The sequence below is a fragment of the Rhodococcus sp. (in: high G+C Gram-positive bacteria) genome, from assembly GCF_049591685.1.
Lineage (GTDB): Bacteria > Actinomycetota > Actinomycetes > Mycobacteriales > Mycobacteriaceae > Rhodococcoides.
Map to the genome: position 1 here is coordinate 1 of NZ_JBAWFH010000066.1, position 21,919 is coordinate 21,919.

The 21,919-nt window shown below is 64.2% G+C and carries 24 protein-coding genes; 19 read left to right on the forward strand and 5 right to left on the reverse strand.

Going from position 1 to position 21,919, the window contains the following annotated elements:
- The first annotated feature begins 143 nt into the window (after window positions 1-143).
- From WBQ44_RS02995 to WBQ44_RS03030, 8 genes are all read left to right on the forward strand, one after another.
- Entirely contained in the window at window positions 144-551 is a 408-nt protein-coding gene (locus WBQ44_RS02995) for a PaaI family thioesterase (RefSeq protein ID WP_495565278.1), read from the forward strand.
- On the forward strand, window positions 548-1,807 hold the full coding sequence (locus tag WBQ44_RS03000) for a DUF6986 family protein (RefSeq protein WP_495565255.1): 1,260 nt from the start codon (window positions 548-550) through the stop codon (window positions 1,805-1,807). Before WBQ44_RS02995 ends, WBQ44_RS03000 begins: the two co-directional genes overlap by 4 nt.
- Before the next feature lie 221 nt (window positions 1,808-2,028).
- Entirely contained in the window at window positions 2,029-2,661 is a 633-nt protein-coding gene (locus WBQ44_RS03005; protein WP_495565256.1) for an urease subunit gamma, read from the forward strand.
- A complete protein-coding gene (locus WBQ44_RS03010; RefSeq protein WP_495565257.1) occupies window positions 2,661-4,382 on the forward strand; it encodes an urease subunit alpha in 1,722 nt (573 codons plus the stop codon). The genes WBQ44_RS03005 and WBQ44_RS03010 overlap by 1 nt, the downstream gene beginning before the upstream one ends.
- Window positions 4,379-5,035, forward strand: a complete 657-nt coding sequence (locus WBQ44_RS03015) for an urease accessory protein UreF (protein WP_495565258.1) — start codon at window positions 4,379-4,381, stop codon at window positions 5,033-5,035. Before WBQ44_RS03010 ends, WBQ44_RS03015 begins: the two co-directional genes overlap by 4 nt.
- A gap of 34 nt (window positions 5,036-5,069) precedes the next feature.
- Window positions 5,070-5,762 (forward strand): urease accessory protein UreG, encoded by a 693-nt coding sequence (gene ureG, locus WBQ44_RS03020; RefSeq protein WP_495565259.1) that lies wholly within the window; start codon window positions 5,070-5,072, stop codon window positions 5,760-5,762.
- Window positions 5,752-6,417: an urease accessory protein UreD gene (locus WBQ44_RS03025; protein WP_495565260.1), complete on the forward strand. Its 666-nt coding sequence runs from the start codon at window positions 5,752-5,754 to the stop codon at window positions 6,415-6,417. Before ureG ends, WBQ44_RS03025 begins: the two co-directional genes overlap by 11 nt.
- Window positions 6,418-6,481: 64 nt before the next feature.
- Window positions 6,482-6,886, forward strand: a complete 405-nt coding sequence (locus tag WBQ44_RS03030) for an ArsR/SmtB family transcription factor (RefSeq protein WP_495565261.1) — start codon at window positions 6,482-6,484, stop codon at window positions 6,884-6,886.
- A 35-nt stretch (window positions 6,887-6,921) separates the two neighbouring features.
- Here the strand turns inward: WBQ44_RS03030 and WBQ44_RS03035 are convergent, their stop codons facing one another.
- Window positions 6,922-8,331 (reverse strand): NAD(P)/FAD-dependent oxidoreductase, encoded by a 1,410-nt coding sequence (locus WBQ44_RS03035; RefSeq protein ID WP_495565262.1) that lies wholly within the window; start codon window positions 8,329-8,331, stop codon window positions 6,922-6,924.
- 274 nt (window positions 8,332-8,605) lie between these two features.
- Here WBQ44_RS03035 and WBQ44_RS03040 point away from each other — a divergent pair, with 274 nt between their 5' ends.
- Genes WBQ44_RS03040 through WBQ44_RS03060 form a run of 5 tightly spaced genes read left to right on the forward strand, consistent with a single transcriptional unit; the run spans window position 8,606 to window position 12,939 of the window.
- Window positions 8,606-10,498, forward strand: a complete 1,893-nt coding sequence (locus tag WBQ44_RS03040; RefSeq protein WP_495565263.1) for a hypothetical protein — start codon at window positions 8,606-8,608, stop codon at window positions 10,496-10,498.
- Window positions 10,495-10,695 carry a hypothetical protein gene (locus WBQ44_RS03045; protein WP_495565264.1) on the forward strand — a complete coding sequence of 67 codons (201 nt, stop codon included), beginning with the start codon at window positions 10,495-10,497 and terminating at the stop codon, window positions 10,693-10,695. The genes WBQ44_RS03040 and WBQ44_RS03045 overlap by 4 nt, the downstream gene beginning before the upstream one ends.
- Window positions 10,692-11,147, forward strand: a complete 456-nt coding sequence (locus tag WBQ44_RS03050; protein ID WP_495565265.1) for a hypothetical protein — start codon at window positions 10,692-10,694, stop codon at window positions 11,145-11,147. Before WBQ44_RS03045 ends, WBQ44_RS03050 begins: the two co-directional genes overlap by 4 nt.
- Window positions 11,144-12,469: a hypothetical protein gene (locus WBQ44_RS03055; protein WP_495565266.1), complete on the forward strand. Its 1,326-nt coding sequence runs from the start codon at window positions 11,144-11,146 to the stop codon at window positions 12,467-12,469. The genes WBQ44_RS03050 and WBQ44_RS03055 overlap by 4 nt, the downstream gene beginning before the upstream one ends.
- Window positions 12,470-12,525: 56 nt before the next feature.
- Complete coding sequence (locus WBQ44_RS03060) at window positions 12,526-12,939, forward strand: MmcQ/YjbR family DNA-binding protein (RefSeq protein ID WP_495565267.1); 414 nt, start codon at window positions 12,526-12,528, stop codon at window positions 12,937-12,939.
- Window positions 12,940-12,955: 16 nt separating this feature from the next.
- On the opposite strand, the gene WBQ44_RS03065 is transcribed toward WBQ44_RS03060, so the two are convergent.
- The gene (locus tag WBQ44_RS03065; protein WP_495565268.1) at window positions 12,956-13,750 is read right to left on the reverse strand and encodes a HugZ family pyridoxamine 5'-phosphate oxidase; all 795 of its coding nucleotides are present in this window, start codon (window positions 13,748-13,750) and stop codon (window positions 12,956-12,958) included.
- A gap of 127 nt (window positions 13,751-13,877) precedes the next feature.
- Here WBQ44_RS03065 and WBQ44_RS03070 point away from each other — a divergent pair, with 127 nt between their 5' ends.
- Complete coding sequence (locus WBQ44_RS03070) at window positions 13,878-14,096, forward strand: hypothetical protein (RefSeq protein WP_495565269.1); 219 nt, start codon at window positions 13,878-13,880, stop codon at window positions 14,094-14,096.
- Window positions 14,097-14,120: 24 nt separating this feature from the next.
- On the opposite strand, the gene helR is transcribed toward WBQ44_RS03070, so the two are convergent.
- Window positions 14,121-16,322, reverse strand: a complete 2,202-nt coding sequence (gene helR, locus WBQ44_RS03075; protein ID WP_495565270.1) for an RNA polymerase recycling motor ATPase HelR — start codon at window positions 16,320-16,322, stop codon at window positions 14,121-14,123.
- A 207-nt stretch (window positions 16,323-16,529) separates the two neighbouring features.
- Between helR and WBQ44_RS03080 the strand changes: the two genes are divergently transcribed.
- Window positions 16,530-17,222 (forward strand): ZIP family metal transporter, encoded by a 693-nt coding sequence (locus WBQ44_RS03080; protein ID WP_495565271.1) that lies wholly within the window; start codon window positions 16,530-16,532, stop codon window positions 17,220-17,222.
- A 216-nt stretch (window positions 17,223-17,438) separates the two neighbouring features.
- Window positions 17,439-17,828, forward strand: a complete 390-nt coding sequence (locus WBQ44_RS03085; protein ID WP_495565272.1) for a DUF4190 domain-containing protein — start codon at window positions 17,439-17,441, stop codon at window positions 17,826-17,828.
- A gap of 165 nt (window positions 17,829-17,993) precedes the next feature.
- Here WBQ44_RS03085 and WBQ44_RS03090 read toward each other — a convergent pair whose 3' ends face one another.
- Window positions 17,994-18,812, reverse strand: a complete 819-nt coding sequence (locus WBQ44_RS03090; RefSeq protein ID WP_495565273.1) for a DNA/RNA non-specific endonuclease — start codon at window positions 18,810-18,812, stop codon at window positions 17,994-17,996.
- A gap of 77 nt (window positions 18,813-18,889) precedes the next feature.
- Between WBQ44_RS03090 and WBQ44_RS03095 the strand changes: the two genes are divergently transcribed.
- From WBQ44_RS03095 to WBQ44_RS03105, 3 genes are all read left to right on the forward strand, one after another.
- Window positions 18,890-19,093 carry a zinc-ribbon domain-containing protein gene (locus WBQ44_RS03095; protein WP_495565274.1) on the forward strand — a complete coding sequence of 68 codons (204 nt, stop codon included), beginning with the start codon at window positions 18,890-18,892 and terminating at the stop codon, window positions 19,091-19,093.
- A 79-nt stretch (window positions 19,094-19,172) separates the two neighbouring features.
- Window positions 19,173-19,745, forward strand: coding sequence for a dihydrofolate reductase family protein (locus WBQ44_RS03100; protein ID WP_495565275.1), 573 nt, complete (start codon window positions 19,173-19,175; stop codon window positions 19,743-19,745).
- Window positions 19,746-20,138: 393 nt separating this feature from the next.
- Window positions 20,139-21,623, forward strand: a complete 1,485-nt coding sequence (locus WBQ44_RS03105) for an amidase (protein ID WP_495565276.1) — start codon at window positions 20,139-20,141, stop codon at window positions 21,621-21,623.
- 11 nt (window positions 21,624-21,634) lie between these two features.
- Here the strand turns inward: WBQ44_RS03105 and WBQ44_RS03110 are convergent.
- On the reverse strand, window positions 21,635-21,919 hold a 285-nt coding region (locus tag WBQ44_RS03110), incomplete at its 5' end, for a DUF6328 family protein (protein WP_495565277.1).

Consider the following 21,919-nt stretch of genomic DNA (forward strand, 5'->3'; position numbering starts at 1 on the left):
CGTCTGACCGGCGCTCGTGTAGTCCTGGTTCGTAGTCTCGAGACTCGAAATGCCCGGCACACGAGGAGAAACCGATGACGGATACCGAACGAACCGACGGTCACAACTCGGTCCCGACCCTGGCCGACGTGGATCCGCAGCAGATGACGGAACTCTGCGCGCAAGGCTTCGACGGCGCTATAGGTCTGACATACACCGAGGTGTCCTCCGACCGGGTTCGGGCGACCTGGGAGGTGACTCCGGGTCTGCACCAACCGGCAGGGATCATGCACGGCGGCGTGCTGTGCTCGGTCGTCGAATCCATGGCGAGTATCGGTGCCAGCGTGTGGTTGGGCGATCGCGGTCACGTGGTGGGAGTCAACAACAACACCGACTTCCTGCGCGCTTCGCGTCGAGGAACGCTGTTCGGTGAAGCACGGCCGGTACACCGCGGACGGACTCAGCAGATCTGGCAGGTCGACATCACGAACGAAGCGGGCAAGCATGTCGCACAGGGCAAGGTGCGGCTGGCGAACGTCACCGACACCGCCGCTCTGGGACAGTCGGAGTGATCGACCACGGCTCGTCCAAGGAGCCGAACGCCCTGTCCGAGCGCGCTCACGAGCGCATCGAGAAAATTCTCGCTCCGGTCGATGTCGCTCTCGACGCGCACTACCCGGGAGATCGAATAGGTGGGCAGCCGGCACATACGGTGTACGTGCCTGCCGCATCGGCAACGTCCGAGGTGCCTGAGCGCTGGGGTATGCAGGCTCTCGACTTGATCGACTCGCGGCCCGAGGTTTTCGCCACGCTGGACACCAGCGGTGTGCTGCCGAAGGTGCGGGAGATCCTCTCCACCACGCCGATCCGAGACCTTCGCATCGACTTCGAAGATGGTTACGGCTGGCGCAGCGACGCCGTGGAGGACGGGCACGCGCGCGACGCAGGTGGTGTTCTGGCCACTCTCGCCGCTGATCCGTCCGGGCCGACCTGGCTCGGTATTCGCGCCAAGGGCCTCGCTCCACACGAACGTCGGAGGGGATTCCGAACTCTCGAGCTGGTTCTCGATGCTGCGGGTGGCGTGCCCGACGGGTTCGTCTTCACGGTGCCGAAACTGCGCGCGAGCGAACAGGTCGACGCGGTGGTCGCGCTGTGCGAAGAACTCGAGTCGGCGCACGGCCTCGCCGAGCGTTCACTGAGATTCGAACTGCAGATCGAGAGCCCTCAGGCCATCGTCGGGAGCGACGGGTCGGCCACTCTCGCGCGTGCTCTGACGCGTGCCGACGGCCGCTGTACCTCCCTGCACTACGGAACGTACGACTACAGCGCGGCGTTGGGCATCACCTCCGCCCACCAATCGTTGGCCCACCCGGCCGCAGACCACGCGAAGAACGTCATGCTCGCCGCTGCCGCACAGACGGGTGTGTGGGTGTGCGACGGATCCACCCAAATCGTGCCGACGGGTTCGCCGGCCGAGGTGGACCGCGCCATCACACATCACTTCGATCTCGTCACCCGATCTCTCGAGCGCGGTTTCTATCAGGGCTGGGACATGCACCCGGCGCACCTCGCGACGCGTTGGTTGGCCACCCTGTCGTTCTTCGCCGCCGCAATGCCCGCTGCGGCGACGCGCGTTGCTGCGTACCTGGAGCGCTCCGTCGGCTCCACGATGGACGAACCCGCTACGGCTCAAGCCCTTGCCGGTGTGCTCGTGCGCGGACTCGAGTCCGGCGCTGTGGCAGCGGAGGAGTTGCAGGCTGTGTCGGCGTCGATCACCGTCGAGTCACTGCGTGGATTGCTCGACAGAACCGTCGGCGGCTCGGCCTAGCACCACTCTTCGAAGGTGGGTTCCGACGAAAGGCGTTGTGGCCATGCGTAGTTGGCGCCACTTCGCGGTTGCATTCGGCACGCCGTGTTACGGGCATGTTAGGTGGATGTGTCGATCCGGTCACCTTCGACGGCGCCGAGCCTGCCGCGTGCACGCAGCGGGGGAAGCCGTATTAGCGTTGGTATCTCGACCGACCGACTCGAGAACGGATGGAGGACCGAATGCGGTTGACACCGCACGAGCAGGACAGGGTGCTCATCAGCTACGCAGCCGAGTTGGCACGTAAACGACGGGCGCGGGGGCTGCTGCTCAACCATCCCGAGGCTGTCGCCGTCATCACTGATCATCTGCTCGAGGGGGCACGCGACGGCCGGTCGGTTGCCGAGCTCATGTCGTCCGGACGCGAGGTGTTGAGCTCCGACGACGTCATGGGCGGAGTGCCCGAGCTGCTTCCCGAGGTGCAGGTGGAAGCAACTTTCCCCGACGGGACGAAACTGATCACGGTGCACGACCCGATTTCCCCCGAACGCGGTGACGGCCATCTCATTCCCGGTGAAGTGGTCACCGCCGAGGGGTACATCGAGATCAACGACGGCGCCGACGTGGTCACAATGGGTGTCGTCAACACCGGGGATCGTCCGGTGCAGATCGGTAGCCACGTGCATTTCCCCCAGGCCAACGAGGCTCTCGAATTCGACCGCATCGGCGCCCACGGTCGCCGCCTCGACATCCCGGCCGGAACGGCGGTCCGTTTCGAACCCGGCATCACCGCGACTGTCGATCTCGTTCCCCTCGGCGGCTCCCGCGAAGTGCACGGGTTGAGCCTGAACCCACCCGGAAAGCTGGATGCCTGATGGCACGGATGAGCCGCGCTCGGTACGCGCAGATGTTCGGACCGACCACCGGCGATCGAATTCGCCTGGCCGACACGGATTTGTTCATCGAGGTCACGGACGACCGGAGCGGCGGGCCGGGTCTCGCCGGGGAAGAAGCGGTGTTCGGCGGCGGCAAGGTCATTCGCGAATCGATGGGCCAGTCGCGAGCCACGCGAGCAGATGGTGCCCCCGATACCGTCATCACCGGAGTCGTCGTCCTCGATTACTGGGGAATCATCAAGGCGGATGTCGGTATTCGCGACGGCCGCATCGTCGCACTCGGTAAAGCCGGCAACCCTGACACGATGACCGGCGTCCATCCAGGTCTGGTGATCGGACCCTCCACCGAGATCATCGCGGGCAACGGGAAGATCCTCACCGCAGGCGGAATCGACTGCCACGTGCACTTCATCTGCCCGCAAATCATGGAGGAAGCACTCGGTGGCGGCATCACAACGCTCGTCGGGGGAGGGACCGGGCCAGCGGAGGGCAGCAAAGCCACCACCGTCACACCCGGGGCGTGGCACCTGTCGCGGATGCTCGAAGCGCTCGACGACTGGCCGCTCAACATCATCCTGCTCGGCAAGGGCAACACCGTCAGCAGTGACGCGATGTGGGAGCAACTGCGGGCGGGTGCCTCGGGCTTCAAACTGCACGAGGATTGGGGATCGACGCCCGCCGCGATCGATGCATGCCTTCGGGTGTGCGAGGACGCAGGCGTGCAAGCGGCACTGCACTCCGACACGCTGAACGAGGCAGGCTTCGTCGAGAGCACGCTCGGTGCCATAGCCGGTCGCGGTATTCACGCGTACCACACCGAAGGTGCCGGTGGCGGACACGCACCCGACATCATCACCGTGGCGTCACAGGGACACGTTCTGCCCAGCTCGACCAACCCGACCCGGCCGCACACCGTCAACACGCTCGACGAGCATCTCGACATGCTCATGGTGTGCCACCATCTCGACCCGTCGATCCCGGAAGACCTTGCGTTCGCCGAGAGCCGTATTCGGCCGTCCACCATCGCCGCCGAGGATCTGCTCCACGACATGGGGGCAATCTCGATGATCGGTAGCGATGCTCAGGCCATGGGCAGGATCGGCGAGGTGGTACTGCGCACCTGGCAGACCGCTCATGTGATGAAGAAGCGACGTGGACTGCTGGAAGGAGACGTCCGAGCCGACAACAACCGGGCGATGCGCTACGTGGCGAAGTACACGATATGCCCGGCCGTCGCGCATGGACTGGACCACGAGATCGGTTCGATCGAGCCGGGCAAGTTGGCCGATCTGGTGCTGTGGGATCCGGCGTTCTTCGGAGTGAGGCCGCACGCGGTGATCAAGGGCGGCATGATTGCCTGGGCTCAGATGGGTGACGCCAACGCCTCGATCCCGACCCCCCAGCCGGAACTCCCCAGACCCATGTTCGGGGCATCGCCCAAGGCGGCAGCCGCCACATCCGTCCACTTCGTCGCTCCGCAGGCCATCGAGGACGGGTTGGCCGATCGCTTGAATTGCGACCGACGGCTCGTCGCGGTGTCCAACGTTCGAGCAGTGGGGAAGTCGGACATGCCGCTCAACGATGCGCAGCCCCGGATCGAGGTCCGACCGGACACCTTCACCGTTCGAATCGACGGTGAGGTGTGGGCCGAGCAGCCTGCAACCGAACTGCCCATGGCACAGAGATATTTCCTGTTTTGAGTGCTGCAACGGCGCATGTCGCCACCCTTTTCTCGCTTGCAGACTCTCGGCTCCCGACCGGCGGTCACGTCCATTCCGGGGGAGTGGAGGAGGCGATCGAGCAGGGGCTCGTCCGCGACATCGACACGCTGGAGGAATTTCTCGTCAGGCGGATCCGCACCAGCGGCGCGGTGGCAGCGTCGATTGCAGCTGCCCTGTGTGAATCCTCGATCGGTGTCGACCGGGCCGAAGCGGAAGCCGACGCACGGACACCGTCCCCGGCCGCACGAGCTGCGTCGAGAGCGCAGGGTCGGGGATTGCTGAGGCTCGCGAAAGCAACGTGGGCACAACACGATTGGTCGGTCCTGCCGGCCAAGCCCCACCTGGCGGTCGTCTCCGGAGTGGTGGGCGCCGTCGCGGGTCTCACCGGTGCCGACATCGCGTCGGTGCAGATATACACCACCATGACCGGCTCGGCCGTTGCGGCGCAACGTCTGCTCGCACTCGACCCGTCGGAAGTCGCCGCGTGCACCCTGCGCATCGCGCGAACCTGTGATGCCGTAGCGGACCTCGTGTGCGAACGCCTGCCCCATCTCACGGACCTGTCCGATCCACTTCTCGACGTCCTGGCCGAAACGCACGTGCGTCGCGAACGACCCCTGTTCGCTTCCTGAAAACATGCGCAACCCATCTCGAAAGGCGACACCCATGCCCCCGCACTTCATCGACGGAAAGCCACACGAGCACGGACACGACCGTCCCAAGCGCGTCCGAGTGCCCGGTGAAGCTCTGCGCATCGGAATCGGCGGACCGGTCGGATCCGGGAAAACGGCTCTGGTTGCCGCACTGTGCCGCGAACTACGCGACGAGTTGTCGCTCGGAGTGCTGACCAACGACATCTACACGACCGAAGACGCCGACTTCCTCCGCCGGCATGCGGTTCTGTCCGACGAACGCATCACCGCCGTGCAGACGGGTGGGTGCCCACACACCGCCATTCGCGACGACATCACCGCCAACTTGGACGCCATCGACGATCTCGTTGCCGAAAACCCGCCGCTGGACCTCGTTCTCGTCGAGTCCGGTGGCGACAATCTGACGGCAACGTTCTCTTCGGGGCTGATCGATGTTCAGATTTTCGTCGTCGACGTCGCGGGCGGGGACAAGGTGCCCAGGAAGGGCGGACCCGGAGTCACGTTCTCCGATCTGTTGGTCATCAACAAGACGGACCTCGCCCCGTACGTAGGAGCGGATCTGACGGTGATGGAGAACGATGCGACCCGCGTGCGTGAGGGCCGGCCCACTGCGCTGATTTCGCTCACCGAAGACCCGACGGCGACCAAGGTTCTCGATTGGGTCCGAACACAGTTGCGGGAGTCGGCTGCCGCGGATGCGCACTGATCTGGCCATCGAGGCGGACGGTCGTCGCAGCCCTCGGATCGCGGCGTCGGGTGGGTTGTCCGCACGGTTGACCGGGCCGGACACCGTCCATCTGATCGGTACGGCTGCGACCCCGCTCGGCGGCGACGTCATGTACATCTCGATCGTGGTGGGCGCGGGCGCGCGATTGGCAATCCACAGCGTGGCAGCATCGCTGGCACTGCCCGGTGCGGTGGATCGAGAGTCGTTCGCGCACTGGTCTTTCGAGGTGGGCGCGGGTGCATCGCTGGTATTCGATCCGGAACCGATGATCGTCGCCGCCGACGCCGTCCATCACACCACCAGCGTCTTGCACTTCACCTCGTCGTCGACGATCGAGTTCCGCGAACGGGTGCAGATCGGCAGGGCAGGCGAGCGCGGCGGACGCTGGAGAGCGACGACGCATTCGGACGTCGACGGTCGACCTCATCTGCGTCATCGCATAGAACTGGGCGAGGGCTCGGTGGGGCACGATGCGTTGGCGGCTCCTATGGCGTTGTCGAGCACCCTGATTTTCCCGGACGACCGGGCAGCGGACACGGATGGACGAACGCGCGTTCGTATGCCGTTGGCAGCGGGTGGTTCGCTGACGACGTCGACTGCGGCCCGCCTCGACGCACTACCAGTGCAGTCATGAGAACGGCGTAGTCGTGAGAGCGGCGTAGTCATGAGAACGGCTTAGTCGTGAGAACGTTGTGGTCATGAGAAGTGGTTCGGAGAGCAGCGACGCCGATTGCCCGGCGCGGGAGGGCGCCGTCCGGCAGGAATCGTTCGACCCCGAGCATGTGGCTCAGGCGCGCGCTGCGCTCGACGCCGTCGACGATTTGGCGAGTTGGGTGCAGAGGTTCGACCTGCTGGGGGACCCGACCAGGCTGCGCATACTGCTGTGTATGCATCGCGCGCCGGGCATCTGCGTCACCGATCTGTCGTCGGCGCTGGGAATGACCGCGACATCGGTGTCACACGCACTTCGTCTACTGCGCAACGAGGGATGGGTCGCCGTGCAACGAGACGGTAAGAAGATGACGTACCGGCTCGACGACGACATCGTTCATCGGATGCTGCACGAACTCGGCGCCACCCATGCGCATCATGTGCAGGAGTGACGCCGAGTCGGCTCGATCAGGTCTGGTCAGCGCGGTCAGCCGGCAGCTTTGGCTTCCTGCGTCGCTCGCGCGTCGCGGGCCCCGTCGCTGCCCCCGGGGTTTTCGGACGATTCCATCGAATTGAGTTGTTCGATGGCCAAACGCGCGAAGACCTGCTGTTCGGTCGACGCCATCTGGGCCCGTCCGCGACCGAGGAAGGTCACGAACCACGAGATGACCGTGGTGATCCGGCTGCGGTATCCGACGAGGTAGTACAGGTGCAGTGCGAGCCACATGACCCACGCGATGAAGCCGCCGAACTCCAACTTGCCGACCTTCGCCACGGCATTGAAGCGTGAAACCGTCGCCATCGAGCCCTTGTCGAAGTATTTGAACGGCTGACGCTGCGATGGGTCTTCGCCCTTGAGCGATGCCTTGATCTGCTTCGCGGCGTACGTCGCTCCCTGAATGGCGCCCTGTGCCATGCCCGGAACGTCCTTGACGGACATGAGGTCACCGACGACGAACACGTCGGGGTGTCCCTTGATCGTCAGATCCGGCTCGACGACGACGCGTCCTGCGCGGTCGGTCTCCGTATCGGACTGGTCGGCGAGGATCTTGCCCAGCGGGCTGCCCTGCACGCCGGCGGACCACACCTTGCACTGCGCCTCGATACGGCGCGTCGAGCCGTCCTTTTCCTTGACGGTCAGGCCGTCGTTGTCGACGTCGGTGACCATGGCGTTCAGCTGGATCTCGACACCGAGCTTCTCGAGGCGGTCGGCCGCCTTCTTGCCCAGCTTCTCGCCCATGGGGGGAAGGACGGCAGGCGCGGCATCCAGCAGGATGACCCGAGCGTCGCGGGGGTCGATGTTGCGGAATGCACCGTCGAGAGTGCGGTCTGCGAGTTCGGCGATCTGGCCGGCGAGTTCGACGCCGGTGGGGCCTGCGCCCACGACGACGAACGTCATGAGGCGGTCGCGCTCCTCTTGGTCGTCGGACAGTTCGGCCTGCTCGAATGCGCCGAGAATGCGCCCGCGAAGCTCGAGAGCATCGTCGATGGTCTTCATGCCCGGCGCGAACTCGGCGAAGTGATCGTTGCCGAAGTACGACTGCTGGGCGCCTGCCGCGACGATGAGACTGTCGAAAGGAGTGACCGTGACGCGTTCGAGCAGCTTGGAGGTCACTGTCTTCGCGGTCAGATCGATGTGGAGAACTTCACCCATGAGCACTTCGGCGTTTTTCTGCTTGCGCAGAATGACGCGCGTCGTCGGTGCAATTTCGCCGACGGACAAGATGCCGGTGGCAACCTGGTAGAGGAGTGGTTGGAAGAGGTGGTGTGTGGTCTTGGCGACCAGCGTGACGTCGACGTCGGCCTTCTTCAGTGCCTTGACGCCGAACAGACCTCCGAATCCGGAACCGATGACGACGACACGATGGCGCTGCGATTCGACCGGTTGGATGCTCATTACCTGCTCCCTAGAGATTGAGATGTAGCTGCAACGGTAGTCGCCATCGTTTCGGGCGTCTTCGCAAGGTTCCCCTCCGACCGCCCCGTCAACCCTGCGACGAGAACGTCGGCCTCACTGACCAGGGCGGGAGCATGTGAGGGCGTCCCGAGGGCTTACTTGATCGCTTCAGTACAACCTGCGGGCGACGGGCACGAACCCACGGACGCAGCACGTTTGCCCGAATCTCGACGAAAGTCTGGTAATTCGAGCGTCGGCCGTTCATACTCTGACCATGTTCGAGATAAGTGTTACCGCGAGTAACTTCAACTCGGCACCGGAATATCTCGCCGCTGAGGGTGGGGGAGCGGCGCTGGATCAGGTGTTCGGTATGAGCGCGGCAGCAGGGGTGATCTCGCTCGGTCTGCTCTACCTCGCTTTTCTGCACCGTACTCGCCGCATCACCTGGTTGGGCCGTCTTGCAGACTTTGCCGGAGAGAAGACGCAACTGCCCGGATGGTCGGCCCTGCCGATCGTCATGTTCATCTCCACCATTCTCACCGCGTTCCTGGGTTTCATCTGGGACGTGAGCCTGCACATCGGTCGTGGCCGCGACGAGGGTCCGTTGGCGAACCCGGCCCATTACTTCATCCTCGTCGGCTTGTTCTTCCTCTTCATCGCCGGCGTACTGGCGATGATCCTGCCTCTCGACGAAAAGCCGGGTCGGGCCGCAATCAAGCTGACGCGAACCTGGTACGTCCCGACCGGCGGCATCCTCATCGCGGGCGCCGGCCTGTACGCGCTCATCGGTTTTCCCCTGGACGACATCTGGCACCGCATCTTCGGCCAGGACGTCACGCTCTGGGGACCGACGCACCTGATGTTGATCGGCGGCGCGGGACTGTCCCTCATCGGCGTCGTTCTTCTCGAACACGAGGGCAGAATGGCCCTCGGAGCCGTCGCCGACGGCCCGGCGCCGGACCCCCGATGGAGTCGTAGCCCGATTCTGACCTGGATGATCCGCGGATCGGCGTTCGGTGGCCTGTTGATCGGTTTGTCGGTATTTCAAATCGAGTACGACTTCGGTGTCGAGCAGTTTCAGCTGATTTTTCAACCGATGCTGATCGTCGGCGCGGGTGCATTCGCGCTGGTAGCTGCACGGCTGATGGTCGGCCGTGGTGCCGCTGTGTTCGCCGTTGCCTTCGCCGCCATCGTCCGGGAAATAACCGCCGTCGTCGTCGGACCCGTATTCGGAGAAGCGCACAACGTGTTCGCGCTCTACCTCGGCGCTGCGGTCGTGGTCGAGATCATCGCGCTCACCCCTCTGGTCGACCGTCGCCTGCTGTTCGGTGCGGTGGCCGGACTCGGAGTCGGCACCGTGGGCGTCTGGCTGGAATCACTCTGGATCGACGCGGTGTATCTCTTCCCGTGGACCTCGAGCATGTGGCTCGACACGCTGTGGATGACCGTCCCGGTAGGCGTCACCGTGGGTCTGTGTGCCGGGTTGTTCGCGCAGGCACTGAGCGGGGACGGCATTCCCCGTCCTGCCGTCCGACGCGGAATCGTCTTGGCCATGCTGCTCGCCCTGGGCGGAACCGTCGCGAACGGCCTCATGTTCGAAGTACCCACCGACGCCACGGCTTCGGTTCGGTTGACCGAAGCTCAGCCGATCGACGGCTTCCGCACCGTCACAGCCGACGTGCAGATCGACCCTGTCGACCTGATCAGCGACGACGCCGAATGGGTGTCGATTCTTGCGTGGCAGGGTGGCGGTGACACTCTCCGCGGATTGGTTGTCGACAACCTCGAGCGCACCGGTGAAGGCACCTACCGCTCCACGAAGCCGGTGCCGGTGGACGGCACCTGGAAAACGGTCCTGCGTGTCCACGACGGAAACCTCATGGCGGCAGCACCGATCTTCATGGCAGCGGATCCGGCGATCGGCGCCGAAGAGGTGACCGCGGAGCCGGCGTTCACCCGAGACCTGGTTTCGGAGATCACGCTGTTGCAGCGTGAGCGCAACTTCGACCACCCCGCATGGTTGTTCGTCGCGGCCTCTTTGGTCGTGCTCGTGTGCACATTGCTTCTCGTCTGGGCGCTGGCGTGGGGCACCGTCCGCATCTCCGACGTGACTCCTCGAAACGCGCTGCGCAACACCGAGGACAACGAGTTGACGAGCAACTCGTGACAGCGCCGGAAAACGTGATCTACCTGGCCGACCACTCGGTCGTACTCGCCCTACCCGCCCTGATTCCCGCGTTCGTCATCGTCGGCGTCGTGCTGTTCGTCGTGGCACGAGACCGCCGCGCCGAACGGGACGAAGAACGCATCCCACCCGAAGACCGCCCGGGGTGGAACGAATCCACGAACGAGGAGAACACATGAGGTCCCGGATCGGGGCTGCGCTGATGTGCGCAGGGTTGATGGGAGCAGTGGTCGGTTGCGGCACGGAAGCGGATACGTCATCCGACTCCGCAGCGAACTCGGCGACAGCGAACACCACGACACCGAACACAACGACACCGAAAACAACGACACCGAGTGCGACCACGCCCTCGTCGCCCGGGAATGCCTTGACGATCGAGGTGTCGATCGAGGCCGGTTCGGTGGCGCCGACGAACGAAAGGATCGAGGCCGTTGTCGGCGAACCGATAGCTGTGCGCGTCGACAGCGATGCCGCGGATGAACTTCACGTGCATTCCGTCCCGGATCACACCTTCGACATCGAGGCTGCGCAGGGGCAGGTGTTCGAGTTCGTCGTCGATGTTCCCGGGCAGGTGGCCCTCGAGCTGCACGACTCGGGTAGGACGATCGCGACCCTCCTCGTCAGGCCGTGATCCTCGCTCACGGATTGGGTGGGTCGACCGATCTGCCGATTCCGGCGACCTACGTTCTCATCGGCGGCGCATGGGCGCTCGCCATTTCGTTCGCGATTCTGATCTTCGCTTGGAAAACGCCACGCCTCGACCCTTCGCGCAGCTGGACGACGCTGCCCGCCGGGGTCACGCGGGTGGTCGACGCCGCACCCACACGCACGGCGCTTCGGGTCTCGGCCCTGGTGTTCGCGGTGTACGTCGCGGTCGCGGCGTTCGCGGGACCGAGCGATGCGACCAATGCGTTGCCCGGGGTGTTCTACGTGTACCTGTGGGTGGGTGTACCCGTTGCGTCGGCGGTGTTCGGCCCGGTGTGGAGGGTGATCTCGCCGCTCAGGACACTGCACGGATTGGTGTGCGGGGTTGCGGGCCGTTCCACCTCGCAAGGCTTCCTTCGATATCCCCGGTGGTGTGGCGCGTGGCCTGCCGTTGTCGGCTTGTTGGCCTTCGTGTGGCTCGAGCTGGCATACGTGGACCCCGGTTCGCTGTCCGCCATCCGGTGGTGGTGCATCGGGTACGTCGCAGTGACTGCGGTTGGCGCAGTCCTGTTCGGAGACACGTGGTTCGACCGCGGGGATCCGTTCGAAAGATTCAGTAGCACTGTCGCCACCATGTCGGTTCTGGGCAGACATGAGGACCGTTCTCTGGTTCTGCGTAACCCCCTTGACGGTCTGCGCACACTGCCGGTCATGCCCGGCACGGTGGCTGTCGTCGCGGTTCTGCTCGGATCGACGGCCTTCGACAGCGCCTCGCAGATACCTGTATGGCGAGATCTGGTGGACTCGGCGTCGTCGTCCGGTGTGGGCGCGACCCTGTGGCGTACCGGCGGTCTGGCAGCGCTGATCACTTTCGTGGGCGTGTCCTTCTGGGCGGCCGCCAGGGCAACCGGGGGTGTGACCCACAAAGAGCGCGCGGCGTTGCCCGGAGTACTGGCCCATTCTCTCGTACCCATCGTCTTCGGGTACATCCTCGCGCACTACCTCACTTACCTGGTGGAGAAGGGGCAAGCGACAGCGATTTTGTTGGCGGACCCGCTCGGGAGCGGCTGGGACGCCGTCGGGCAGCAGGGGTGGGAAGTCTCGTACTTCCTGTCGTTGCACCCTGGCGTCGTGGCAACCGTCAAAGTGCTCGCGGTGCTCGGTGGACACGTTCTCGGAGTCACCGCTGCTCACGACGCATCCCTGCGCGTGCTGCCGAGCCGACATCGGTTGACCGGACAGCTGGCGCTCATGGTGCTGATGGTGTTCTACACCTTCGGTGGATTGTTCCTGTTGTTCGGAGGGTGAGCCGCCGTATGGTTCGAGCGTGAAAACACGGGCCGGGGACAGGAACGAGGCGCACCATGAGTGACTACCCGGATGTTCCCGAGCCCGTGCTGTCGTTGATTCGACACGTCTGTACCTCGTTACCCGAGGTCGTCGAGGAAGCGGCGTGGACGGGGACGCGATGGCAGATCCGCTCACGTACATTCGCCCACGTTCTTGTGGTCGAGCCCGAGCGCCCGGAGGCGTTCGCGCGCGCGGGGAGGATCGACTCGACGTCCACGGTACTGACATTCAGATCCGAGGCACCGGAGTACGACGTACTCGTACGGCTCGGGCATCCGTTCTTTCGAGCGCCGTGGGGTGAAGACACCGTGGGTTTGATCGTCGCCGATCTACACGATTCGGACGAGATACGAGAACTACTCACCGACAGCTACTGCATCCTTGCGCCGCAGAAGCTGGTCGAAGCCGTGGACCGCCCCGAGATTTAGGCGAGAAACAGCAGCGTCACCCGCGCGCGCGACGTGCCAACTCGACTGTTGCGGAACGCAATTGTGCGATGTCGTCGATAGGCTGGTCGTATCCGACGCGCGTGGTCGCTTTGCCCCGAGGTGTTTCGACGGCGAGGTCGAGACCGTATCGATCCGCCGACAAGCATGTCGCCACAGCGGCATCCGGGTACCCGCCCAAGGTGCGTGCCATCGCCAACAGCGAGTCGGCGTGGTCGTCGTTCAAATGGACGATCGCTGGTCCGGCGTTCGGTGCAACAGGGTCCGGCGCTGCCGCCGCGTAGTCGGTTGCCGAAGCAGAATCCATCCGTCCGTAGCCGCCGACCCAGCGCGCACGTCGAACCCGAAGGATCCAGAGCGTGAAGTCGCTGTAGTCGATGTAGTACTTGGCGGCAGGCACCGCGTTCAGATGCGCGTCCCGTGCCGCGGCCCGTTCGTCGTCGGTCGGGCTCTCGACTATTCCCGCGAGGGTGACGCGTGCGACGGCGAGCGGATCGGCGGCGGTTTCCGGGGCCACGATGGACACGCTCGCACGGGGATCGTGGTGCAGGTTGCGTCCGTGCTCGGCCATCCTCGAGACACACAGCACCGGCGAGCCGTCGAGCAATCCGTAGGTGACATACGAAGCCCAGGGGTCACCGTCGGTGGTCAGCGTAGCCAGGGTGGCGATGTTCGTCGATGCTGCTACGGTGCGTGCTTCCTCCGCGGCAGTCGATCTTCGGACGAGTGCCGCCTCGGTCAAGGGTGGGGGAGTCGACGGAGCGTCGCCGGGGTCGCCGTGATCGAGTGCCATGGCGGAAGTGTACGTAGTTGCTGCTCGGAGCGGGGCTGCCCAGGGTGCTGCGCGTTTCGGGTAATGAGCCGTGGGGCATGCAAGCGGTGTGTTCAAAGTGATGCGGAGCAATCGGACTGTCCGGGCGGTGGTTGCGGCGCTGTGCCTGTTCGCGGTCGTCGCAATGATTTGGGCAGGTGTCGGTTACGTCTACGCAGACCACGACAGGGTCGCGTCGGCGACGAAGGTGGGTTTGCTGGTGCTCGGTGTCGGGTGGCTGGCGGTGTTGGGCGCCGCCGGCGCGAAGTTCCTCCGTCTCCGAGCACGGCGGCGCGACAGTGCGCACACCGAAACGGCCGACGAGTGAGCGATCGGGCGGCCACGGGCCACTCTAGCCGGTGAGAATCACCAATTGTCGGGTCGCCCGAGTCATCGCGACGTAGCGATCGACAGCGCCTTCGATACCGGAACCGAAGGCCTCCGGATTCACCAGTATCACCAAGTCGAATTCGAGGCCTTTGGTCAGTTCCGGTGTGAGCGCGCGCACCCGTGACGTCGGCTCGAAGTTGGAACTGCCTAGTACGCAACCGATTCCTTCCACGTTGTCGTCGCTCCATTCCCGAACGATGGCGTCGACCCGGTGGGCAGCCTCGTAGATGACCGGAATGCCACTCGAGCGGATGGAGAAGGGCACGTTCGCGTCCGGTAGAACTGCCCGGATCACCGGCTCCGCCTCGCGCATCACTTCCTCAGGAGTGCGATAGTTGATGCTCAACGATGTCGACCCGATCCGCTCGAACCCAGCCCTCTGCAATCGCTCCGACCACGACTCGGCGAATCCGTGACGGGCTTGCGCACGATCGCCGACGATCGTGAAACTGTGCGACGGGCAACGGCGAAGGAGCATCTGCCATTCCGCATCGGTTAGTTCCTGTGCCTCGTCGACGACGATATGCCCGAAGGGGCCGGCGAGATCGTCCTCGCTCGCCGAGGGAAGAACGGATTCGTCGTCGAGAGCGTTCCTGATTCCGTCCTGACGCAACTGCGCCAGCAGACCGTCGTCGTCAGGGCCTTGAAGCATCTCGTCGATGACACGGTCCATGCGTCGGCGTTCGGCAGCGGCGACGGCATCTCGACGGTGCTGCCGCGTCGAGAATGTCGGGTCTCCGAGGCGGTGTCGTGCCGCGTCGAGCAGTGGTAGATCCGGCAGCGTCCATCGATTCGGGTCAGCGCGTTGCAGTGCGCGAACGTCGTCGTTGCTGAGCCAGGGCGCGCACTTGCGTAGATAGGCCGGCACCGACCACAGGTCGGCTACCAGGTCTGCCGCTTCGATCAAGGTCCACGCGGAGTCGAGTGCACGTCGCAGTTCGTCGTTGCGTAGTAGCGCATCTCGGACGAGACTCCGGGAGGCAACACCGTCGTACTTGTCCAGCAAAATCTCGACCAGAAGGCCGCGCACTGCCTCGCGTGCTTCGTTGTGCGGGATTCCCGGAGCGGGTGCGTCGAACGCTTCGGCCCAGTCGTCTACCTCGACACACAAATCCCCCCACTCTGTCTCGACCGTCATACCGATAGTGGGCGGCTGTTCGTAGAAGCGCACCGCTGCCTCGATGGCGCCCACCAGAGCCGCGGAAGACTTCAGCCGGGCCACGTCCGGATTGGTCTCCTGCTCCGCGTCCGCCCCTTCTGCGACGAGGGTGCGCAGCGTGCAGGTGCGCACACCGTCCTCCCCGAGGCTGGGCAGGACGTCGCTCACATACCTCAGATACGGTTCGTGGGGTCCGACGAACAGGACGCCGCCGCGGTTCCGACCGACGTGTGCGTCGGCATACAGCAAGTAGGCCGTACGGTGCAGCGCGACAACGGTTTTACCGGTGCCGGGACCGCCGTCGACAACCAGGGCTCCTCGCGCTTCTGCGCGTATGACGGCATCCTGATCGGCCTGAATGGTTCCGAGAACATCCCGCATCCTGGGTGATCGGCTTTCACCCAGGCCTGCGATGAACGCGGATTGATCGTCCAGGGCGACACGCCGGATCCCGTCGTCCGCATCGCCGCGGCCGTCGACGGCAAACACCTCGTCCCAATAGTCTTCGATCCTGCCGCCGAACCATCGATACCGTCGGCGGCGTGCCAATCCCATCGGGTTCGCGTGCGTCGCACCGAAAAACGGTTCGGCAGCGGGGGAACGCCAATCGACGAGCAACTGCTCGCCCGACGCGTCCAGAAGTGCCACGCGACCGATATAGACGGTGTTGCCCGACTCGGCATCGACCATGTGGCCGAGACACAGGTCGAGCCCGTAGCGACGCAGTGTGCGCAGGCGACCGGTCAACCGGTGTACCTCGAAATCGCGTTCCATCGCCTCGCGTCCCGCTCGCCCGACAGACTTTCGGGTCTCGTCGAGTCGAGCGGTGAGATCCGCGACCGAGTCTTCAAGACTGGCCTCGATCGCGGCGAAGTGGCGCTCGTCGCCCGCGATCAGCGTCGGGATCGACTTGGAACGACGCTCCGGGGACAACGCGAACGCACTCCGCGTCGCGCCCCGGTTGTCGGCGGTCGAGGGTGTGTCGGCGCTGTTCGAATCGGACATCTTCGCGCGCATTCATGGCTCCGGTCTCTGCAGGTAAGGGGATTGAAGCGCCATTCTGCGGGGCACCCTGGGTCTTGTGGCAAGACCCCGGCTGCGCTATAGATTGAAGGTGGAAGACGAAGTGTGTCCGCGTAACCGCCGCGGCCCGCACGATTTTGTATGCGTCGACACGGCGGTAGCAATCGTCTCGATGTACGGATCCCGTCGGTGACCGCAGTCGGTGCAGCGCTGTACGGATTGGGCACTGCACTGCCCCTCGTCGTCGGCGCAGCAATCGGATTGCGGTGGTCTCTGCCGAAACGGCTACTCGCGGCGATGATGGCGTTCGGGGCCGGGACCATGATCGCGGCTGTGTCCTCCGAATTGTTCGAGCCGGCATTCGATCAGGCAGGGATAATCATCGCGGGAGCGGCATTGTTCGCGGGTGCGGGCGTGTACGTGGTGGCGAACCACCTCATCGAGAACAAGCTAGGGCCTGCAGCAATCGGATGGGCGTTGATGCTGGGCACAGTTCTCGACGGTGTCCCCGAGAACACTGCGCTCGGTGTGTCACTCACCAGCGGCGGCGGACTCGTCCTGCTGGTCGCAGTGGCGGTCGGCAATGTGCCCGAAGCCGTCGGCGGGGCGGCCCTCATGCGTAACCAGCACGGATTCAGCCATGTCCGCGCTCTCGGCCTCTGGTCCATCACCGCCGTGGTGCTCGTCGCCGTCACGGTGATCGGCTACGCGATGTCCGATGTCATTCCGGACACTGGTATTTCCGCGGTGCAGGCATTCGCGGGTGGGGCGACGCTGGCCGTGCTTGCCGATTCGTTGATGCCGGAGGCCTACCGAGACGGCGGATGGTGGGTTGGAATGGCCACCGCCGCGGGCTTTCTCGTCGCATTCGCTCTTCGTTGACAGATTCCGGGACGCAACCGGGGGATCGGCAGGGTTTGACGTCGGCGCGGTGGGGGATGACTGGGACGTACGCCACACCTGTTGCTTTGAAGGAGGCACAATGCGCACCATCGACACACACTTCGGCGCGGATCACGCACCCGGGACGAACCGTTGATAGGCCACTCGAACAACGACCCCGACGATCGGCGGGTAGTGAACGACGACGATCGCGGGATGACGAATCGCGGCGTGGACGTGGAGCAGCGAGTGGTGACGAAGCCCGCGCGAACCAGCGCCGCTGCCGCGTTCGCACTGGCGATCGGCGTGGCGGCGCTGCTCTGTGTACTGACGGTCGTGCTCTCGCCGGTTGGTCTCATCCTGTCGATCATCGGTCTCGTGCTGGGCTTTATCGGCATTCGGGCAAGTAAGAAGCTGGGGATAACGGGCAGGGGAGTAGCAATCGCCGGCGTCGTCCTCAGCGCTCTTGCGCTCATCGGCTCGATCGCGTTCGCGGCGGGTGCGGTGACGGTACTCAACAACCAGAACGCTGTCGACCGCATCGAACAGGAACTCGACAAGCTGCGAGACAAGCTGCCGGAGAACGTGGAGGTACCTCAGCCGTGACGTCACCGCGGCATTCATTTCTTCAGTGACTGACCCGTTGGTTCGGTGCTGCTGTCTCGACTCCACGCGGACGGGTCTCAGGCCGATCGTCTCGTAGGTATTGCATGGACATGCCACGGAAACTTGGCACCAACCCCGTTGCGCGCTATCCACATGTGTGAAGTTTTACAAGACGATAGAGGCGAATTCGTTCAGTTCGGTCCATCGGCGCGCTTCAGCGCGCGCTGCCGCGACTGGGGCGTAACGGTCCACCCTCGTGAGTTCGTCCAGATCCAAGCCGGTGGCAGACGCGATGTCGACAACGGGGACCTGAAACGTCCGGTACGGACCGAGGGGAGGGGCGTCGGATTCCGCTCGGGCAGGTCGGTCGACTATCGGACCGAGCGAGGGTGTCTGATCGAGGATGTACCCGGTGGCGGCAAGACCACCTTCTTGCGCCCACGCTGCGATCTTGTAGAACCGTCGGGGGATGGCAATCCCGCGGTACACAGGATCGTCGTCGGCGAAGACGCAGCCGGAGAACACCGACAATCGCCGTCCGTACTGCCGTGCGTGCTCGAGCACGTAGTCCTCGAGTCCGAGCCACAGCGTTTTCGACTGGTTCAAGGTAGCGGTCTGTGGCGCACACACTGTGTAGTGAAAAGTGTCGGAATTGGCGCGTTCTGCGACGGCCTGCGGCCCCCAGACGGGATCACGGCGCCGAACGAGATGGCCGCGATCGAGATCGTTGTTCGAATACAGCTCCGGCCCAGCTTGTTGTTCCTCGGGCAGTCGCTCGTCGAGCCGCCAGTCGTTGCCTCTCGAGACGTCACGGAGCTCGTCGCCGGCGATGTTGACTGCGGTCGCGGCCGCCAAGCGTCGCTCCAGATCCATCGACACCGTGAAGTGGGTGTACGGCAGTTCGATCAGACCGAGACGGCTCGGCAGCGGAAGCTCGATGGAGGCGTCGAGGAAATCGGGGGCGAAACCTGCAGGTGTGGTCATGAGGACCATTGAGCCAGAGAGCGGTGACAACAACGTGAACGAGGCTAGGGACCACGAACGGCCCCTATGCTCGAGTGATGTTCTTACTCTTCGGTTATGGCGTCAAACGAAAGAACCTCGGCCCGGGTGCGACCCGTACATGCCCGCGCTGCCACAACACCACCCAGTGGGCTCGCTTGCGGCAATCGAAGCAATTCACGGTGTTCTTCATCCCGATCGCGCGCTGGAACCGGCAGCAGTTCGAGCAGTGCGGCATCTGCGGCACGGTCGTCGACATCTGATCACTCTCTACAGTCATCCTCCAGGGCAGTGTCCGGTCGGCGGAATCCGGCCTCGTTCGTACAAGAAATGGAGACTGAGATGCGCGAGTTGGTGTGGACGGGTTTCGTGTCGATCGACGGTGTGCTGGATTCTCCCGGCGGGGAAGCCGAGGGGCATCCGAGCGGTGGATGGGTTGCCCGCACGGAGTTCGTTCCCGAGGCCTTCGCGTTGAAGGGTGAGGAACTCGCGGAGACCACGGCGTTGATGTTCGGTCGACGCAGCTATGAGGCGTTTGCTCCGATCTGGGTGAACTCCGAAGAACTCGCCGGCTACAAAGAACTCCCCAAGTACGTGGTCTCGTCGACCCTCGATGACGGTGCACTCGTCGAGGGGTGGGGCGAGATGACCATTCTTCGTTCGATCCAGGACGTAGCCGATCTGAAAGAGACGGAGGGTGGCGCGATCTTCATCCACGGCAGCGGTGAACTGACCCGCAGCCTCGCCGACGCGGGATTGATCGATCGCTACAACTTGCTAGTTTTTCCGGTCGTTCTCGGTGCGGGCAAGAACCTGTTCGCCCGCACAAGTCGTCCCGAGCAGCGGCTCGAACTACGCGAAAGCGCCGCGTACTCCAACGGAGTGATGAAAGCCGTCTACGACGTCGTGCGCTGACCCGGTCCGAGCCATGGGGGCAGGAGATGTCACCGATCACCTGACATAATGTAGATTATCGGCAAAGCGATGACCTGCGATTCTGGATGGTCGATACATCCCGCTCGATTCGACGTCTGTACCAGCCATCATCGAGAATGATCGACCTACCCGCTAGTTGCGACCTCGATGTGCAACGCACGTACGTGAAGGCGCTTCCGGGTATGCCCATCGACAGGCCTGCGATGGGTTGTCGGCGTATCTGCCACCCACCTTCGAGCCCCTCGTCCGAAGCCTCGATACGTCACTGTGACGAATCTACGGTTGCTGGAGTGTGAACGGCACGACGCCGCTTTCCTACCGACCAACGTCGATTCCTGCGTTCGCGCCCGATCCGAACGCTACAGTCGATCGGTGGATCTTTCGGAGTACATGTCCCTCGATGCGACTGCTCTCGCCGGTCTGGTGCGCGACAAATCGGTTACCGCAGCGGAGCTTCTCGCGCTTGCCCGAGCCCGTGCGGACGAGGTCGATCCCCGGCTCAATTCGATCGTCCTGCGGATGGACGCGGCCGCCGATGAACGAGCCGAGAACGAGGCTACGACCGGACCGTTCGCGGGCGTGCCGTTTCTGATCAAAGACCTCGCGCAGGAGTACAAAGGCTACCCGACGTCCTACGGCTCGCGTTCCCTTGCCGGTGTGGTCGCCCGCGAACACGCGTCGGTCACGCAACGGTTCCTCGACGCAGGACTGGTCGTGTTCGGGAAGACGAATGTGCCAGAGCTGGGCGCGAAAGGTGTTACCGAACCAGACTATTGGGGCCCCACCCGCAATCCGTGGAACACGGCCCACACGTCGGGTGGGTCATCCGGCGGATCGGGCGCTGCGGTTGCAGCAGGTATCGTTCCGGCCGCCGGCGCCAACGACGGCGGCGGGTCCATTCGTATTCCCGCGGCGTGCAACGGTCTCGTCGGCCTCAAACTGGGCCGCGGTCTGTCACCGTACGGGCCTCAGACCGGCGAAGTGTTGTTCGGGATGGTCAGCCAGGGTGTCGTCACCCGCACCGTCCGAGACAGTGCAGCACTCTACGACGCCATCGTGGGGCCGGATCCGTATGCCGGCTATGCGGCTCGTTTCCCCGACCAACCGTATGCCGGGAGCCTGGACCGACGTCCGGCCGGTCTGCACATCGGATACTCCACGCGTTCGGCCGTCAACCCGCGACCGCACCGAGAAGCCATTGCTGCCGTCGAACGCGCAGCCGCCTTGCTCACCGAGCTCGGCCATCACGTCGAAGAGGTGGATCCCCCGTACGACGATCGGGCGCTGTCGCGAGATTTCCTGTCTGTCTGGTTTGCTCAGGTCACTGTTCAGGTGGCCGACATCAAGCAACGGACCGGAGCGAGAAATTCAGACTTCGAGGCCGACACCCTCGGCATCGCCGAGTTCGGCCGCCATCGTGGGCTCACGGAACCCATGATGGCGCTGGAGAACACCAAGGCCTACGTCCGCTCGCTGTCCGAGTTCCACGAAAGATTCGATTTCTTCCTCACACCGACATTGGCGACTCCCCCACTACGTGTCGGCGAAACGTCGTCGTCGCGCGCAATTCACGTCGCCGCCCGCGCTGTCCACGCCCTTCGCGCCGGCCGCCTGATGGCGATGGCGGGCGTTGTGGACGACATGGTCCAGGACAGTCTCGGGTGGGTGCCGTATACGCAACTGGCCAATGTCACCGGACGCCCTGCAATCAGCGTTCCGCTGCACTGGACGGACGAGGGCTTACCTCTCGGCGTGCAGTTCGTCGGCAAGCTGGGCTCCGAAGCCGAACTATTGCGGCTCGCAGCACAATTGGAAGAGGCGCAGCCCTGGGTGCACAGGTTTCCGGCGCCGAGCTGATCAGGTGCCGGTCAACGGTGCCGGTAGTAGCGCGGAAGGACGAGCCAGAAACCGATCATGACAACCGCAGTGACTGCGGCTGCGAAAAACCCGGCAACCGTTCCGACAACGAGCTCGAATGTCAAGGCGACCGCACCGACGAGCGTGAGTCCCAGCATGAAGACTCCGCCGATGGCAAGCCTGTTTCCGACTCGCACCAGCACGCCGATCGCGCGTTGACGAAACAGTAGACGGTGCATACCAACTGGAGCCACCAGCATGATCGTTGCGAAGATGGACGCCGACACGGTCAGGAG

Bases quoted from the DNA above. Each gene is read 5' to 3' on its own strand.
- WBQ44_RS03025 (WP_495565260.1), top strand. From the start codon at position 5,752: ATGCGCACTGATCTGGCCATCGAGGCGGACGGTCGTCGCAGCCCTCGG.
- WBQ44_RS03090 (WP_495565273.1), bottom strand. From the start codon at position 18,812: ATGACCACACCTGCAGGTTTCGCCCCCGATTTCCTCGACGCCTCCATC.
- ureG (WP_495565259.1), top strand. From the start codon at position 5,070: ATGCCCCCGCACTTCATCGACGGAAAGCCACACGAGCACGGACACGAC.
- WBQ44_RS03010 (WP_495565257.1), top strand. From the start codon at position 2,661: ATGGCACGGATGAGCCGCGCTCGGTACGCGCAGATGTTCGGACCGACC.
- WBQ44_RS03005 (WP_495565256.1), top strand. From the start codon at position 2,029: ATGCGGTTGACACCGCACGAGCAGGACAGGGTGCTCATCAGCTACGCA.
- WBQ44_RS03050 (WP_495565265.1), top strand. From the start codon at position 10,692: ATGAGGTCCCGGATCGGGGCTGCGCTGATGTGCGCAGGGTTGATGGGA.
- WBQ44_RS03035 (WP_495565262.1), bottom strand. From the start codon at position 8,331: ATGAGCATCCAACCGGTCGAATCGCAGCGCCATCGTGTCGTCGTCATC.
- WBQ44_RS02995 (WP_495565278.1), top strand. From the start codon at position 144: ATGACGGAACTCTGCGCGCAAGGCTTCGACGGCGCTATAGGTCTGACA.
- WBQ44_RS03030 (WP_495565261.1), top strand. From the start codon at position 6,482: ATGAGAAGTGGTTCGGAGAGCAGCGACGCCGATTGCCCGGCGCGGGAG.
- WBQ44_RS03085 (WP_495565272.1), top strand. From the start codon at position 17,439: ATGACGAATCGCGGCGTGGACGTGGAGCAGCGAGTGGTGACGAAGCCC.
- helR (WP_495565270.1), bottom strand. From the start codon at position 16,322: ATGTCCGATTCGAACAGCGCCGACACACCCTCGACCGCCGACAACCGG.
- WBQ44_RS03100 (WP_495565275.1), top strand. From the start codon at position 19,173: ATGCGCGAGTTGGTGTGGACGGGTTTCGTGTCGATCGACGGTGTGCTG.
- WBQ44_RS03095 (WP_495565274.1), top strand. From the start codon at position 18,890: ATGTTCTTACTCTTCGGTTATGGCGTCAAACGAAAGAACCTCGGCCCG.
- WBQ44_RS03060 (WP_495565267.1), top strand. From the start codon at position 12,526: ATGAGTGACTACCCGGATGTTCCCGAGCCCGTGCTGTCGTTGATTCGA.
- WBQ44_RS03040 (WP_495565263.1), top strand. From the start codon at position 8,606: ATGTTCGAGATAAGTGTTACCGCGAGTAACTTCAACTCGGCACCGGAA.
- WBQ44_RS03065 (WP_495565268.1), bottom strand. From the start codon at position 13,750: ATGGCACTCGATCACGGCGACCCCGGCGACGCTCCGTCGACTCCCCCA.